The 15,162-nt window shown below is 50.1% G+C and carries 12 protein-coding genes; 4 read left to right on the top strand and 8 right to left on the bottom strand.

What is annotated here, in order from left to right:
* The first annotated feature begins 315 nt into the window (after positions 1 to 315).
* Together IXB28_RS11425 and hpsP are read left to right on the top strand one after the other, a co-directional pair.
* The gene (locus IXB28_RS11425) at positions 316 to 1,173 is read left to right on the top strand and encodes a zinc-dependent metalloprotease family protein (RefSeq protein ID WP_215618729.1); all 858 of its coding nucleotides are present in this window, start codon (positions 316 to 318) and stop codon (positions 1,171 to 1,173) included.
* A gap of 23 nt (positions 1,174 to 1,196) precedes the next feature.
* Entirely contained in the window at positions 1,197 to 2,390 is a 1,194-nt protein-coding gene (gene hpsP, locus IXB28_RS11420) for a hormogonium polysaccharide biosynthesis glycosyltransferase HpsP (protein WP_215618728.1), read from the top strand.
* A 90-nt stretch (positions 2,391 to 2,480) separates the two neighbouring features.
* Here hpsP and IXB28_RS11415 read toward each other — a convergent pair whose 3' ends face one another.
* A complete protein-coding gene (locus IXB28_RS11415; protein ID WP_215618727.1) occupies positions 2,481 to 2,696 on the bottom strand; it encodes a hypothetical protein in 216 nt (71 codons plus the stop codon).
* A 589-nt stretch (positions 2,697 to 3,285) separates the two neighbouring features.
* Here IXB28_RS11415 and IXB28_RS11410 point away from each other — a divergent pair.
* Complete coding sequence (locus IXB28_RS11410; RefSeq protein ID WP_215618726.1) at positions 3,286 to 5,955, top strand: bifunctional diguanylate cyclase/phosphodiesterase; 2,670 nt, start codon at positions 3,286 to 3,288, stop codon at positions 5,953 to 5,955.
* Between the two features lie 24 nt (positions 5,956 to 5,979).
* Here IXB28_RS11410 and IXB28_RS11405 read toward each other — a convergent pair whose 3' ends face one another.
* The 4 genes from IXB28_RS11405 to IXB28_RS11390 all read right to left on the bottom strand — a co-directional run bounded on the left by IXB28_RS11405 (position 5,980) and on the right by IXB28_RS11390 (position 11,649).
* Entirely contained in the window at positions 5,980 to 7,380 is a 1,401-nt protein-coding gene (locus IXB28_RS11405; protein ID WP_215618725.1) for a hybrid sensor histidine kinase/response regulator, read from the bottom strand.
* Entirely contained in the window at positions 7,373 to 9,970 is a 2,598-nt protein-coding gene (locus tag IXB28_RS11400) for an ATP-binding protein (RefSeq protein ID WP_215618724.1), read from the bottom strand. The genes IXB28_RS11405 and IXB28_RS11400 overlap by 8 nt, the downstream gene beginning before the upstream one ends.
* A 146-nt stretch (positions 9,971 to 10,116) precedes the next feature.
* On the bottom strand, positions 10,117 to 10,677 hold the full coding sequence (locus tag IXB28_RS11395) for a YHS domain-containing (seleno)protein (RefSeq protein WP_215618723.1): 561 nt from the start codon (positions 10,675 to 10,677) through the stop codon (positions 10,117 to 10,119).
* Between the two features lie 774 nt (positions 10,678 to 11,451).
* Positions 11,452 to 11,649: a hypothetical protein gene (locus IXB28_RS11390; protein WP_215618722.1), complete on the bottom strand. Its 198-nt coding sequence runs from the start codon at positions 11,647 to 11,649 to the stop codon at positions 11,452 to 11,454.
* 241 nt (positions 11,650 to 11,890) lie between these two features.
* Here IXB28_RS11390 and IXB28_RS11385 point away from each other — a divergent pair, with 241 nt between their 5' ends.
* A complete protein-coding gene (locus IXB28_RS11385; RefSeq protein ID WP_215618721.1) occupies positions 11,891 to 12,796 on the top strand; it encodes a DUF4437 domain-containing protein in 906 nt (301 codons plus the stop codon).
* Here IXB28_RS11385 and IXB28_RS11380 read toward each other — a convergent pair.
* The 3 genes from IXB28_RS11380 to IXB28_RS11370 all read right to left on the bottom strand — a co-directional run bounded on the left by IXB28_RS11380 (position 12,793) and on the right by IXB28_RS11370 (position 15,154).
* A complete protein-coding gene (locus IXB28_RS11380; RefSeq protein WP_215618720.1) occupies positions 12,793 to 13,617 on the bottom strand; it encodes an alpha/beta fold hydrolase in 825 nt (274 codons plus the stop codon). The genes IXB28_RS11385 and IXB28_RS11380 overlap by 4 nt on opposite strands.
* A gap of 22 nt (positions 13,618 to 13,639) precedes the next feature.
* The gene (locus IXB28_RS11375; protein WP_215618719.1) at positions 13,640 to 14,086 is read right to left on the bottom strand and encodes a DUF3598 family protein; all 447 of its coding nucleotides are present in this window, start codon (positions 14,084 to 14,086) and stop codon (positions 13,640 to 13,642) included.
* Between the two features lie 93 nt (positions 14,087 to 14,179).
* Positions 14,180 to 15,154 carry a quinone oxidoreductase family protein gene (locus IXB28_RS11370; protein WP_215618718.1) on the bottom strand — a complete coding sequence of 325 codons (975 nt, stop codon included), beginning with the start codon at positions 15,152 to 15,154 and terminating at the stop codon, positions 14,180 to 14,182.
* Positions 15,155 to 15,162: the final 8 nt, after the last annotated feature.

The raw sequence follows: 15,162 nt of genomic DNA, 5'->3' as shown, positions 1-15,162 counted from the left end.
ATCCATATTATTTTCTACAGCGAAAGTAAACTCAAGATCGGAATCCTCATTGAGACTTTATTCGTAATTTAGGCTTAAACAAAAGAAAAAATCGAACATATGGAGAACCTCGGGCCGTTTTTACCCAATCGGTTTACTCCGAGATTTTATGCAGAGAGGATGACAAGCTTCATCAAGAGTTTTTGGTTGCATCGATAGATTCACCCCTGAACTTGTCTACACTAAATTTATTCAACATGATTCATTGAACTGGTGGATAGATTTCGTAGACCCGGAACTTGGATAGGCCAGCCACTGTTGCTAGCCATAGTAGTAGTGCTGTCTGCCTGCAGCGGCGGCGGCGGCGGTGACAGTACAGAGGCAACAACGGTATCAACTGTCACAGAGTCAGACCAGCAGCTGGTTTTAGAAGTGCAGCCCATCCAGGTGTGTGACGATGATGGGCTGGTCTGTGCCCAAGTGGAGCTGTTTGAAACCATTGCCGACAAAATTTGGGACCAGGCCAACCTTGACATTGCCTTTTTACCCCTCAACCAGCTCAATGACAGCACCTACCTAACCACTGACGAAGACGAATTTTTAGACCTGTCCTTTTCAGGGGCCGCCGGGTCATTTGGTCGCCATCCCGACTCTACTAGCACCACAGGTCCCATTAATCTCTGGTTTGTGGATGTGATCGAAACCTCCGCAGGTTTAGTTCAATTTGGGAATGCTTGGATAGGTTCGAATGGGGTGCTGATCAGCGATGATATTTTAGATTTCAACAACGGCATTGGCCGCTTAGACGTAATCGCCCATGAAATTGGTCATAATTTAGGGCTGCGGCATTCTACCCTGGGGGCCGGTGCTGCCGATAACCTATTGACCGGTGGCGGTACGCGCACCATTCCCGAGTCCATCGACGATATTTTTCCAGATGGCGAGCGGTTATCGCAGCTAAACTCCCAACAAATTGAACGGGTGAGGGAAAGTAGTTTTGTCCAGCCCTCATCGACCAATCAGTTAGCCCCTGCCATTGAGATCTCAGAAAGCGATAGTGTAGTGTTATCGGCCTCTAATGTGCCCGTTGCCACCGCCCAGCCCCTAGCCGTTCCTGAACAATCACCGTCCCCATTAACTTGGCTGTTACTATTGCCCCTAGGACAGCGAGTCCATCGTCACTTTAATCGCTGATTTCCCTACTCGCTAATTCAACCATGGCTAAGGCCCTCAAGGTTCTACAAATTGTGCCTTCCATATCATTGGTATATGGCGGTCCCAGTCAGATGGTGCGGGGGCTGAGCACATCCCTAGCCAAGCAGGGGGCTAAGGTCACCGTGCTGACCACAGACTCCAATGGCGATGAAGGGCAAGCGCCGTTGGCGGTGCCCCTGAATCAGCCGGTGGCGACTGACGGCTACGAGACTATTTACTTTCGCTGCGCCCCGTTTCGGCGCTATAAGTTTTCACTGCCGCTGTTGCAGTGGCTCAGACAGCATGGGGCACAGTACGACATGGCCCATATACATGCCCTGTTCTCACCGGTCACGAGCCTGGCCGCAACGGTGGCTCGACGGCAACAGCTACCCTACATTTTGCGCCCTCTCGGTACGCTAGACCCGGCGGACCTGGCTAAGAAAAAACAGTTTAAACAACTGTATGCGGCGTTGCTCGAGGGGCCTAATATTCAAGGCGCAACGGCGCTACATTTTACCAGTGACCAAGAAGCCAAGGTATCGGAGCGATTTGGGGCGCAAACTCGAGATATCGTCTTGCCGCTAGGGGTGGTGTTGCCAAACTTTAGCTGTTCAGAAGCTGAAGCAAAGCGGGCAATTCGACAGCGCTATCACATTCCCGATGGGGTGCCGATTGTGCTGTTTATGTCTCGCATTGATCCGAAAAAGGGGCTGGATTTGTTGCTGCCTGCGTTAGAAGCATTACACCAGTCTGGCCAACAGTTCCAGTTTGTTCTTTGTGGTGGCAATCCCCAGGATCAGGGGTATGTGGATGCCATTGGTGAACAGATAGGAAAGTCTGCCCTCAAGCATTGCACCACGGTAACCGGATTTGTGACAGGAGAGCTAAAGGGCCAGATTTTACAGGCGGCCGATGTGTTTGTGTTGCCCTCCTACTATGAGAATTTTGGCATCGCGGTGGCGGAGGCCATGGCGGCGGGGAAACCGGTGGTGATTTCGGACCAGGTGCATATTTGGCGAGATATTCAGTCCAGTGAGAGCGGCTGGGTGGTGCCCTGCGATCGCACCATGCTCACCCAATCGTTGGCAGATGCCCTGGCCAATGTGGCCGAATGTCGGCGGCGGGGAGAGAACGCCTATCGATTTGCCAAAGAGAATTATAGCTGGGATGCGATCGCAGCGCGCATGGTTGAGACATACCATCAGCTACTATAAAACTGCGTTGGGCCATGTCTGGGGGCCATGCCTAGGGGCCATGCCTAGGGGCCATGTCTGGGGGGCCATGCCTAGGGGCCATGGCCATGGCTACATCGCCTGCCCGAAGGAAATCTCCTGAATCAAATGCCAGCGATCGATCAGGTACTGCTGCGCCTGGGACCGTGCTTGGGCGGAAAGAACCACCCGTTGATCGATTCTGGCTAGTAATAATCGGATTGTTTCGCGATCGCAAGCTCCCTGTAAGTGCATGGCTGGAGTTTCTTCGACTACCGACCAGATCAATCTCATTAGACCCGTATCCATCAGCCTCTTCCTCATGTAGAGAACTTGAGAACTTTTATCCACCCTTAAAGTACCATATTTTTATATTTCCTTAAGATTTCAGCAATGCAATAATCCTACTAATTTTCTAAATACAACGCGATTATCCTCTAAATCCCTTTCTGTGCAGTGCTTTGACCCATTCCATTTAATATTGGTGCCATCGCGCAAAAAGAAATCTCAAAAAGAAATGCTCCCTAGACCAGGCACGTCCAACCCAACCCCAAACACAGCAAGATAGAAATTCATTCAATGTTCGGGATCATTTTTAGCCCTGCCGCTCCTCGGGCTGCCTAAGCAATTCCGATGCCCAGCCATCAAAACAGCGCGATTTATCCCCTAAATCCGCAACAGCATATTTTCTTATTCCATCAACTGAAATTGTTCTAATACGTGAATGCATGAACTAGGACATTTCCGTGTTTCCACTGGCTCTCCATGCTATTTCATTGGGAATTTATATTTTTTGACAGCTTTTATTCAGCTAAAGTACGAGTTTGAACCCGAAATAAACTTCGTACCATAAAAATAGCCTACACGTGTCTAAACCCTAGACATACAACAACTTGCTATGAGCTATAGAATTCAATCAAATCAAGCCCTCAGACTGCTCCCCCCCGCCTCTGTAGCTGCAAGTCTCAAGGGAGTTCGACAAAATATTGAATTTTATAGCACCATCATCCGCACCCTGCCCGATCTCGTTTGGCTAAAAGATCCCCAGGGCATGTACTTGGCCTGCAATCATCGCTTCGAACAGTTCTTTGACTTCTCTGAACAAGAAATATTGGGTAAAACAGATGACGATTTTGTAACGACTGAATTAGCGAAGTTATATCGAACCCGCGACCAAGAAGTAATCCTAACCAGGACGCCATCCATCTATGAAGAATGGACGACCTTTGCGTGCGACGGACATCGTGAACTGCTCGAAATCCGTCGGCTACCGATGTATGCCGCCAATGGCACATTTATCGGCGTCCTTGGCATTGGACGCAATGTCACCATCCGCAAAGAATCAGAAGAAAAACTCCAGAAAAGCGAGGAACGGTTTGTCCTAGCAATGCGGGGAGCTAATGACGGTCTGTGGGACTGGAATTTAGCAACCAACGAAGTCTATTATTCCCCACGCTGGAAAAGCATGCTGGGATATGACAGCCATGAGCTAAACCATGATTTAAGCACTTGGCAAAACCTGGTACATCCAGAGGACAAAGCCAGGGTCTTAAGCTTGGTGCAAGCTTACGTGGACGGTAAAACCGATGCCTTTGATGTGGAAATGCGCATGCAGCACAAAGCTGGCCATGAAGTGTGTGTGCTATCCCGCGCATTTCTCGTCCACCATGAAGCCGATGGCAAAGCGATGCGCTTAGTCGGCACCCATGTTGACATCACAGCTCGCAAAAAAGCGGAAGCCTTTGACGAAAAACATGCCGAAATTCTCGAAATGATTGCAACGGGAAAACCCGCATCAGAAATCTACATAGAAATCGCCTTACTCTACGAAGGACGCCATCCCGGTCTGCGATGTTCAATGCTGGAACTAAAAGACGGTCACCTGATGCATGGGGGCGCCCCCAGCATGCCCAAGGAATATTGCGAGGCGGTGCATGGCCTAAAAAATGGGCCTAATGTGGGTTCTTGTGGCACATCCACCTATACGGGCAAACGGGTTCTGGTGGAAAATATTGAGACCGATCCTAAATGGGCCAAAATTAAACATGTGGCCATGCCCCACGGTATGCGCTGCTGCTGGTCCGAGCCAATTAAAGACTCTTCCGGGCTGGTCCTCGGGGCCTTTGGCATGTATTACGACTATCCGGCCCTACCCAATGAAGAAGAGTCTAACGATTTGAAGTCTGCGGCCCGGCTGGCGGGCATTGTGATGGAGCGAGACCATGCCCAGAAACGCATCCGAGAATTAGCCTATAACGACGAATTAACCGGCATTTCAACTCGGGCTCATTTCTATCAGAACCTGGAAACATCGATCAAACGCGCCGATCGCAACGCATCCCGCTTGGGTCTTTTATACATTGACTTAGATGATTTTAAAAGTGTCAACGACAGCCTCGGCCATGATGCTGGCGATTTACTGCTCAAGGAAATTGCCAAACGGCTACAGCAGGTCACCCGCAACATTGATTTTGTTGCCCGCCTAAGTGGGGATGAGTTTTGCATTCTCGTCAGTGACATCAGCAGTGACTATGCGACGGCCCATGTGGCGCAACGGTGTTTGGAAATAATCTCTGCCCCCGTGGAACTCTCTTCCAGGAGGGTGACCCCAGCCTGCAGCATTGGCATTGCCCACTATCCCGATGATGGACAGGATCTCACCACGCTACTAAAAGCGGCTGACACGTCCCTGTATGCCGCCAAGGAACATGGTAAGCATCAATATGCGTTCTATCAGCCAGAACTGACTCAAAAAGCCGAATACCGGTTTCGGGTGGAGCAAAGCCTCAGGCAAGCCGTCGAAAAGCAACAACTATCACTGGTATACCAACCCCAAGTCGATATACACACCGGCAAAATCATTGGGGTTGAAGCCTTGTCGCGCTGGCATCACCCCAGTTTAGGTGAAGTGCCACCGACGGAATTTATTGCCACCGCCGAAAGAATCGGGATGATTAAGCCGTTAACGGAATGGGTCCTTAGAACGGCCTGCAAGCAAGTTGTTGATTGGAGACAGGCAGGGGTATCGAACATCCGCATGGCGGTGAATATCTCCCCGGTCTATTTTTTAGATAAGGATTTTGTCACACTGATCAAAAATGTCTTGGCTGAAACGGGGATAGTGCCCTCCGAACTAGAGTTGGAAGTGACTGAAAGTGTGGTCCAAACCGATCAACAAAATCTCTCAATTTTTAGCGAGTTAAAAGAACTCGGTGTGCTATTGGCAATTGATGATTTTGGCACCGGCTATTCTTCCTTCGCCTCCCTCAAACACCTGCAGGTGGATTGTTTAAAAATCGACAAATATTTTATTCATGACATGCTGGCGGATCATAAATCGAAGCGCCTAATCGGCTCTATGATTGAGATGTGCCAGGGGCTAGACCATAAAATTGTGGCGGAAGGTGTTGAAACCTCTGAACAATGCCACACCCTTCAACAGTTTGGCTGTGAAATGGCCCAAGGATATCTATTTAGCAAGCCCATTGGTGCCGATGAGATTACGCAGCTTTTGAATTGTAATAGCCATTACGGAAAAGGAATATGGCCCCATAAGCTTGATTCTTGATAAATCTGGCAACGCCCAGGAAGATCAAGGGGTTTGAACCACTGGAATTTCGATGGCGAACATGGCTCCCTTCCCTGGCACCGAAAGGCAACGCAATTCTCCCTGGTGATGGTCCACAATGATTTTGTAGCTAATGGAAAGCCCCAATCCAGTGCCCTTGCCAATATCTTTGGTGGTGAAAAACGGGTCGAACAGGCGGGATTGAACCTCCTTGGGGATACCGGGGCCATTGTCGGAAATGTAAATGCCAATGCGATCGCCAGGCAGGGACTTGGTCTGAATGCGAATCGTGGGCTGCCGATGAGAATAGGCGGTTTCTTCTGCTCGCCTCAGTATTTCCAGGGCATCAATGCCGTTGGTCAAGATATTCATCAGCACCTGGTTGAGCCGTCCTGGATAGCATTCCACCGTAGGCAAATCTCCATAGTCTTTGAGCACCGTCACAGCCGCCTGATCCGCCTGGGCCCGCAGACGACTTTTGAGAATCGTCAGGGTGCTGTCAATGCCTTCATGGATATCAACGGCTTTGATCTCTGCTTCACTGTGTCGAGAAAAGATGCGCAGAGATTGCACAATCTCACGAATGCGTTCAGACCCCACGTTGATCGATTGCAGTAATTTTGGAAAGTCTTCTTGAATAAACTCCAGCTCTAAGGACTCTACCTCGGTCTGTAGCTCTGTGGGCAATGTGGGCATGGCCCGTTGATAAATCTGTAGGGCTTTCAGGAGATCCTGGGCATAGTTCTCGGCACATTGCAGATTGCCGTAGATAAACGTGACCGGATTATTGATTTCATGGGCCACTCCAGCCACCAACTGCCCTAGGCCCGACATTTTTTCCTGTTGTACCAGCTGGGCTTGGGCCTGCTGAAGCTGTTCTAGGGTTTGGCTGAGCTGATGCTTTTTGTTGCGCTCTTCCACCTCTGATACCCGTAGGGCCGCTTCGATTTGCTCGCGATCGCGAATTTCCTGCTGCAGCCGAACATTTTTTTGATTCAGGGTTTCGGCCTGGGCCATTAGTTGCTGCTGTAGCTGCTGCAACTTCAGTTGGTGGTTAACTCGAGCATGGACTTCCTTGAGCTGAAACGGTTTGGTAATGTAGTCCACACCGCCTACGTCAAACGCCTTTACCTTATCGGCAACAGCATCTAAGGCACTCAGAAAAATGACAGGAATGTTGGCAGTCAGAGGGGATGCTTTTAATTTTCGACACACCTCATAGCCATCCATATCCGGCATCATAATGTCTAAAAGAATCAGATCCGGCAAAGCCTTCGAGGCCCTTAGCGCCATTTCCCCAGAGAGTACGCCGCGAACTTTGTGCCCCTGCTCAGAGAGGGTCCTGGAGAGCAACTGAACGTTTTCCGGCACATCATCGACGATGAGAATATGCCCCGTTATGGGTTGGAGAAAAGCATCACTCATAGTTCAACACCTGCTCCGTACAAGCGATGATTTTCCCATAATCGAACTGATCGACCAGATGCTGAATGGCCAAGCCCAGGGAGGGGTGATCATGCATAATGCCATCCACCAAATCAATCACATTGTCTTGTTCAGCCAAGCAGACTTCTTGATGGAGGCGTTTGACCCATTCTAGGGGCATGGTCTGTAGCATGTCGGCACTGAGGTCGGCATTGCTGGAGGGCAATGGGGACGATGCAGGATTCGCCGTATCTCCATTGGCCGTATCCCCATTGGCCGTATCCCCATAGTGGAAGCACACCTCCAGGTAGTCTGCCATTTTTTGCAAAATCAGCTCCCGTTGAATCGGTTTACCAACAAAGTCGATACAGCCCGCTGCCAATAGTCGCTGGCGATCGGCCTCGAAGGTGGTGGCCGTCAGCGCAATCACCAGGGGAAATGAGCGGGACGCAGGGACCGGAGGCTGTAGGGCCCAATGGGCTGGGTCCTGGGCCAGGGCCCATTGTTTAATTTGGCGCGTCGCTTCACAGCCATCCATAATCGGCATGTTGAAATCCATCCAAATCAAATGGGGATACCATTGTTGGCAGCGTTCGAGGGCGTCTTGTCCATGAATGGCCGTTTGCACAGAAAACCCTACCCCAGTCAGAAACTGCACCATAAGCAACCGGCTTAGTTGATTATTGTCCACCACTAAAATGCGATAATCCGGTTGGTTAGCCGCCAGTTCGACGACCGTTCGTGGTTTTACCCCAGGGGCATGTGCCGCCGCCACCCCCACGGGCAGGTCAAAGCTAAACTGGCTCCCCTGACCTAGCTGACTCTGAACCCTAATCTTTCCCTGCATAAGTTGCACAAATCGTTGACTGATAGCCAAACCCAGTCCGGTCCCTCCCCGTAGTTTGCCCTGCTGCCCCTGGTTAAAAGACTCAAACAAGTGTTGGCGTTCGTCGGGGGCAATGCCGGGACCAGAATCGGTTACGGCAAAGGTCAAAAACTGGATGGGAGAGGCCCCATGGTCTGCTGGCCCATCGGCGAGGGTGATTTGCAAACTAACGTACCCCTGCTGGGTAAATTTCAGGGCATTGCCCAGTAGATTGATGAGGATTTGCCGCAGTTTTTGCTGATCGGTCTGAATCCATCGGGGCACCTCAGGCCCACAGTCAACCCGTAGCACCAATCCCTTGGCCTCGGCTGTAACCCTCAGCATGGCTTCTAGGGTTTTCAGCAGCTTATGAATATCAAAGCTCTCCTCATTGAGGGTGGATTTACCCGCCTCAATTTTGGACATATCTAAAACATCATTGATCAGTGCCAATAGGTGTTCGCCACTCTGGCCAATGATCGCCAGGTAGTCGTATTGCTCAGTCGTCAGACCATGGTGCTGTTGCATCACCTGGGTAAATCCCAAAATGGCGTTTAGCGGCGTACGCAGTTCGTGGCTCATGTTGGCCAGAAAGTCGGATTTGGCCTGATTGGCAATTTCTGCTTTTTCCTGCGCCTTTTTGATGACGGCAATTTGGTTTTGAATCTGGGCGGCCATGGCTGAGAAGGTTTCGGCCAAGGTGCCCACTTCGTCATGGCCCCGGGGCAATTCGCCAATCTCTTCGAAATGGCCTGCAGCCACTTCTTGCATGCCTCGGGCAAGTTGTTGTAGGCGCTTAGTTAGTTGTCGAGCCCCCCTGAGCTGCAAAATGACAAGGCACAACAGAACGATAAAGGCACTGGTGAAAACGGCGATGGTTTGTAGGGTGGAGCTGCGCCGCTGCGATCGCAATTGCCCAGAAGCTTGTTCTAAAAGCTGATCGATCCTGTCCTGACTAAGGATAATTTTCGGGCCGATGCGGTCATAGTGGAGGGTGCTCTCCGCAATCGACAACTCCAGCTCAATGGTATTGCTAATAAAGACAGACACCAACTGTTGATAGGCATCCGTTTCATTCAGCAGCGTGCCCTTCAAATCGGCAGATAGGTTGGCTGTCCGAATAGCGATGTCCAGCTGGTCAACCTGATCGTTCAACTGGTTGACCAGGCGCATATCCAGGGTGCTGCTAAAGTCTTTCTCAAAAATTTTCATTTGAACAAACTTAAAGATCAGGTCTTTATTTTCAGCCTGTTCTAAAAGCTCTTCAATGTTCTGGTTTGAGGTTTGCAACCGAGGCAAAATACCATCATCACTATCTAACCCCATCGCCCGTTGCAGACTACGGGTCTTCGCCACCGAATGTTGATAGTTCTCCAGATGAACCATGGTGTTCGTAAGGGGCTCAATGATTTCCCCATCTTGAGACTGCCCTACCAACGTTTGGGTCAAGGCTTTAGCCTGCTTAAGTTGTGTCTCAAACTTTTCAAAAAAGATAGATTTTTGCGTATTAATCAATTGCGACTCATTGAGTCGGGCCTGCAATAGGTCCTGGTTGGCCTGGGTCAGCTGGTTTTTCAATAGCAGCAGCATCTGCTGTTCCGTCAAAATACGATTGACCTTGGCACGATCACGAAAATCTAAAACAGCCAAAAGTAAGGTGACGACTAGGGCGACCACGGCTAATCGAGAAAGTTGATTGAAAAACCCAAGTCGATACCGATTCATGTAGTCGCGTCAAAATTTGACCTCACTTCAGCATTTTTTCATCATCTTTGAAGGAAACTCACCCAGGCAGCACGGCTAGTAACTCCAGGCAAGCCATCATTTAAAGACTTCCAAGCCAAGCCCAGGAAAATTTTAGCGACTCCAGATTAACTAGACGCTTCCAACTCTTCTGGAGACTTATGCTGAATCATCGGCCAATTCTTGGCCACTTTACTGAAGTTTCCAACCTCATCTTGCAAAAACTTCTCTTGCACTTCTGGATTTAAGAAAACATGCAGGCGATTGTTGTGAACAGACCACACTTCTGGATCGCCATCAAATTTCTTAGCCAAAACTACGCCAAAGGTGCAATATCCACCGTTAGCAGGGGCATATTTTTCTGGATCGCTAATAAATTTGTCACGGTTTTCGGCGGTGGCAAAGTAATATTCAGCGTCATTCCATCGAAAACTAAAGTCTTGACTGCCTTTGACGGGGTCTTCATCAAGAAAATAAGTAATCGGATCGTACCCCCTGAGGGCTCGACCTTTTTCATCAATATTGACACTGTAGTTAGTGGCTAAAGATTCTGCCTCAGACTGAACAACAGTTGAATCAACGTTAGTGAGTTCTGAGCTTTGCTGGGGCGATGGAGCACAGCTACTCAAGGCAATTGTTGCAGCAAAGCCAATTAATAACGATACGGTATTGCTCTCTTTTATAAACATAAAGTGTGCGTATTAAACTAATAGTCTTAAATATGTTGACTTAATGTTCTTGACTGCCTGGACCTACTAGCCTCCAAGCATAACAAAAAAAGATTCTTGCCATACTACCGCATGCATTAGTATACCGACTAAGTTAACATTCTTGATTGGTGAGATTTACTGAACTTTCATCATAATAAAAGTTTTTCTTTGTGCTATTCATGCGCGGATACGCAGGTACATCCATTACATTTAATACACTGGCCGCGATCGCTCTTCAGGATTTTTTTGGTATCTCCGGGCCATGGGACAGCTTAGGGGACAACACCCAAAAAACCAGACAAAGCAGCCATGGGGACCATTGTATGCAATGGCCCCCATGGCTGTGGAGATTTTTTAGATAAATGCCTTAGCACCCACTATGGGCTTGTTAAAGAATAAAATCATGGTCTTGTTCCTTGAAATCATGGCTTAACAAGCCTTGTCGGATTAAACCGTGAAGTAGTTTCTTAACAGTTCCTATAGTTGAAGTTTTGGTGAAATCGACCCGCACCGTACTTTTCACATCAACCATAAAACGTTTACTAGGGCCGGCCAATCATTAGCGGCATCCTAATAGGTCTCACTAAAATAAAAATATAAGACTCACAATCTCGCCTATGGGGTCAACGGCCTATGTATTACGCCCATCTTAGTAGTCGAAGTGAGTGCAAAATCCATCAAGAAAGCAACAACTTTGAATAGGGAAGGATGGAACAGACGGGTACCCAAATGGTGACCACCGCCGAGGTGCCCCTACCCCATGATGCCGTAGTCCCAAACCCAGTCAGGGGCCAACTCCTTTTTTTCTACCTGCGCCTGTTTATTCATTTGTCGTTGATGCTCAGCTTCACTAACGCTTACAGCTAGTTCAATGGCGGTTTGGGCCGTCACTCGCTTCTTTGGCGCAGCAGCTTGGGGCAACCGATAGGACGTACGTTGGATGGGGGGCATAGCACAGTACCTGAATTATTTAATATATGGACTCATTCAGAGATTCACGGAAACATCAGCAATTTTCCGATGAAAGATTTCAAGGGGATAAATCTGTTATTTAGTTTATTCATAAATCCGTACAGCCAATAAATTGTGAAGACGAAAAAACAAGTGGCATAGTGGTTCCAGAAAGGGCAATAATCTGGACGCATCTGCCATACTGAACTAGGAGTAGTATTTAACCAGTCAGGTATGCGCCATGCCTAATCAGTCGGCCCAAGTTACCACCGCCCAAGGGCAGCCCGCCGAGGAGTTTTGGCAAGTAGCCCCCATGCCAGAAGACTGGGGCGGTGATGGCAGTGGCCGCATGCATTTATCGGGCCGATGTACTGCCATTTCTAGGGAACACCTGCCGGGTCAGTTTCAATTTTTCCATAGTAATACGGTGCCGAAAGAGAATAATTGGCACATCGGTGGGGCATCTATTGCTGGGGTGGCACGGCAATTATTAACCTGGCATCCATGTGGGGCTTCCACGGCTAGGGTGTTTTTGCCGCCAAAGTTTGAACTGCCGCCGGGGATATTTACGGCCGATCTAGAAATATTTGTCCTACGCGGCAGCATCCAGCTGGGGGATTGGCGACTGCGCACCCATGGTTATTCGTTTATTCCTGCGGGGGTCAAGGTGGGGCCAATCAAGGTTAGCCCAGGGGAAACGGCGGAACTACTTTGGATGGAAAATGGTCCGGTGCCGTTAAAGTATGAACGAGCCAATAGCAATCATCCTAAAGCCAGGTTAGGAGAGTTTATTCCAGCCTTGGATAGTCAGCTACTCCCCTGGGGAAAAACCCAAACGGCCCAGTTTGAGATCGCGAAAAAGAAGTTTCTCAGAAAAGATGCCCTGGGCGGTGGGGCTTGGCTATTGGCGATCCTCCCCCACTACGATGGGCAACATCCTTTTATTCAAACCTATAATGAAGACGGTTATTGTTTGTCGGGTTACTGTGATGTGGGCGACTACCATCTGACCCGAGACTATGTTTGGTATTGTTCTAGCTTTAGCGACCTGCCCAAACATAGCACCGTTGACGGTGGTCTCTTTTTTGTGCGGGCCGATCGGGATGTTTCCCAGGTGGGCAGGGTTTTATCCCATCCGTTTGCTTAGGGTGCTAAAAATTGTTCCACAATCTGGGCAATTTCATGGGGTATCTGATTCATCATGCAAATGGTGCCGTGGTCTAGCTCAATGACTTGATGGTTGGCGATGGCCTGGGTCACCCAAAATCTGTTTTCGGCCTTGGCCAGCCCCTGTCGTTCAAATTGGTTGACTTCGTCTAACCCCCACAGCAACAATGTGGCACTGTTAATTTGTTGAAATCGTGCGGCGGAGTTGGGCCAATATGTGGTGGCGGCCCTAGCGGCATAGGCGGTGCGGCCAAAGGCTTTTAGGTCGTCTAACACCCAGCGGTGGTTTAACCCTGGGGAGCCGATGTACTCCAAACGGGCATTCCACCGCTCTAGGAGGTGGGAACCGTCGGCTTGGAGAACAAAGCCGGTGGCATATTTTTTGTTCACATTGGCGGTGGCAGTGGTGTCTAATCCGAGAATGTTGCAGAGAATTAGATGATTTACCCGTTTGGGATAGGCGGCGGCAATTTCTCCGGCGACAAAGGCACCGAAGGTGTGGCCGAGGATACTGACGGTTGGGAGGTTCAGGGCATCTAGGAGTGCGATCGCATCGGCGGCATAGTCCGCCATAGCATAGGCATCTGGGGGCGTATCCGAGTCCCCAAACCCCATCATATCCATGGCAATTACCTGGCGATTTGTGGCCAACAACGGTATCAGTTCCAGAAATTCATCGCTGCTGCGGGGGCTCATGTGTAGCAGCAACAAAGCTTCTCCACTTTCTGCCCTGCCCGCGGTGCGATATAGCAGCTGTCCATGGCCAGTGTCTAAAAAGGCCCGTTTGATCCGTGGTGTCATAACCGTCCATCTCTAACTCGGGCTATTGCACTCGATGTTCTTTAATCAGGGTGCGCTGGTAGATCTCTCCTTGCTTAAACCAGTGCCAGGTGCGGGCACGGTGGTTATTACACTTACTCAGGTGAATCATTTCGTAGACAAAGGCATCGGGAATGCCCTTGTAGGCAAACCAGAGAATGACCAAGGAATCATCCGCTTCCCAGGCTTTACCCTCAATGCGTTCGGTGTCGAACAAAAGCACCTTATCCTGGTAGGCACCGGGAAACTGATATTCTTCTACTTTGCCATCGGCCCAGGTGTAGCGGTTGGTTTGAAAATAGGGATAGGGCTGATCGTCGGGAAACTCACAGGTAATTCGGCATTCATGTTGGTCGAGAATGGTGCCATCATTGTCCACGGTAGTATATGCACCGCCCCATACACCTTCATGGCGAGTGAGTACGGGCATTGCTTCACGAATGGTAGACATGGGATTAACTCCTCCATTGGTTACACAGTAAACAAACGCTTAGGCCTAAGGCACCACCAGATTCTCCATCAGACGGTAAACAAACGCTTAGGCCTAGGGCACCACCACCAGCTTCCCCATCAGACGATTTTGCTCCATTTGGACTAAGGTGTCGGACATGGCCTCTAACCCGGGCACAGGATTGACCACCGGCTGCAGCTGCCCCTTAACAATGGCCGGCAAGACCAGATCCCGCAGGGTGGTCAGGGTGGTGCGATAGTCCCGGTTATACCAAAGGGCAATGCCGGACAGTTGAATGTTACGGCCAATCAGTTTAACCAGGGGGAGGGTGGCATCTAGCCCCGTAGTATAGCCATAGGAAACAATACGTCCCCCATTGCCCATGGCGGCCAAACATTGGGGCAAGGTGATGTGGCCGCCCCCATCCAGAGCCACCTGCACCCCTTGATTTTTCGTGATTTGTTGCACTTCTGCCACCACATCCTGTTGCCTGTGGTGGAGCACATGGTCAGCCCCTAGGGTGCGCAGGTAGTTGATTTTTTCTGCCGAACTGGCGGTGGCAATCACCTTGGCCCCCAGGAGCTGGGCCACACGAATGGTGGCGGCCCCAACGCCACCGCTGCCCGGATGGATCAACACCCACTCCCCCGGCTGCAGCTTGGCTTTACACACCAGCCCCATAATGGCGGTGAGATAGGCAATGGGCAGGCTGGCGGCCACCTCAAAAGCGATATTTTGGGGGAGCATCAACAGTTCTGCGGCGGGTCCTAGGGCAGTTTCGGCAAAGGCCCCGGCAACATGGCCAAACACCCGCATACCGGGGGTAAAGTCTGTTACGTTGGCCCCCACGGCCTCCACTTCCCCAGCGGCTTCCTGGCCAAGAATGTGGGGCAGTCCCCGGTGGCCATAGCCCTGATATTTACCATAGGTGGTTTGCAGGTCGGAGTTGTTGATACCTGCCGCCCGGACCCGAATTCTCACCTGATCAGGACCTGGGGTCGGCACATCTACTTGGTCTATTTGAACCGCGGTTGGTCCCTGGTACTGGTGGATACGGCAGGCTTTCATAGATAAGG

The sequence above is a fragment of the Leptothoe kymatousa TAU-MAC 1615 genome (assembly GCF_018739865.1).
GTDB classification, from domain to species: Bacteria; Cyanobacteriota; Cyanobacteriia; order Phormidesmidales; family Phormidesmidaceae; genus Leptothoe; species Leptothoe kymatousa.
This window is presented reverse-complemented; position numbering and strand designations above follow the sequence as displayed.

Bases quoted from the DNA above. Each gene is read 5' to 3' on its own strand.
- hpsP (WP_215618728.1), top strand. From the start codon at position 1,197: ATGGCTAAGGCCCTCAAGGTTCTACAAATTGTGCCTTCCATATCATTG.
- IXB28_RS11415 (WP_215618727.1), bottom strand. From the start codon at position 2,696: ATGGATACGGGTCTAATGAGATTGATCTGGTCGGTAGTCGAAGAAACT.
- IXB28_RS11410 (WP_215618726.1), top strand. From the start codon at position 3,286: ATGAGCTATAGAATTCAATCAAATCAAGCCCTCAGACTGCTCCCCCCC.
- IXB28_RS11405 (WP_215618725.1), bottom strand. From the start codon at position 7,380: ATGAGTGATGCTTTTCTCCAACCCATAACGGGGCATATTCTCATCGTC.
- IXB28_RS11400 (WP_215618724.1), bottom strand. From the start codon at position 9,970: ATGAATCGGTATCGACTTGGGTTTTTCAATCAACTTTCTCGATTAGCC.
- IXB28_RS11395 (WP_215618723.1), bottom strand. From the start codon at position 10,677: ATGTTTATAAAAGAGAGCAATACCGTATCGTTATTAATTGGCTTTGCT.
- IXB28_RS11390 (WP_215618722.1), bottom strand. From the start codon at position 11,649: ATGCCCCCCATCCAACGTACGTCCTATCGGTTGCCCCAAGCTGCTGCG.
- IXB28_RS11385 (WP_215618721.1), top strand. From the start codon at position 11,891: ATGCCTAATCAGTCGGCCCAAGTTACCACCGCCCAAGGGCAGCCCGCC.
- IXB28_RS11380 (WP_215618720.1), bottom strand. From the start codon at position 13,617: ATGACACCACGGATCAAACGGGCCTTTTTAGACACTGGCCATGGACAG.
- IXB28_RS11375 (WP_215618719.1), bottom strand. From the start codon at position 14,086: ATGTCTACCATTCGTGAAGCAATGCCCGTACTCACTCGCCATGAAGGT.
- IXB28_RS11370 (WP_215618718.1), bottom strand. From the start codon at position 15,154: ATGAAAGCCTGCCGTATCCACCAGTACCAGGGACCAACCGCGGTTCAA.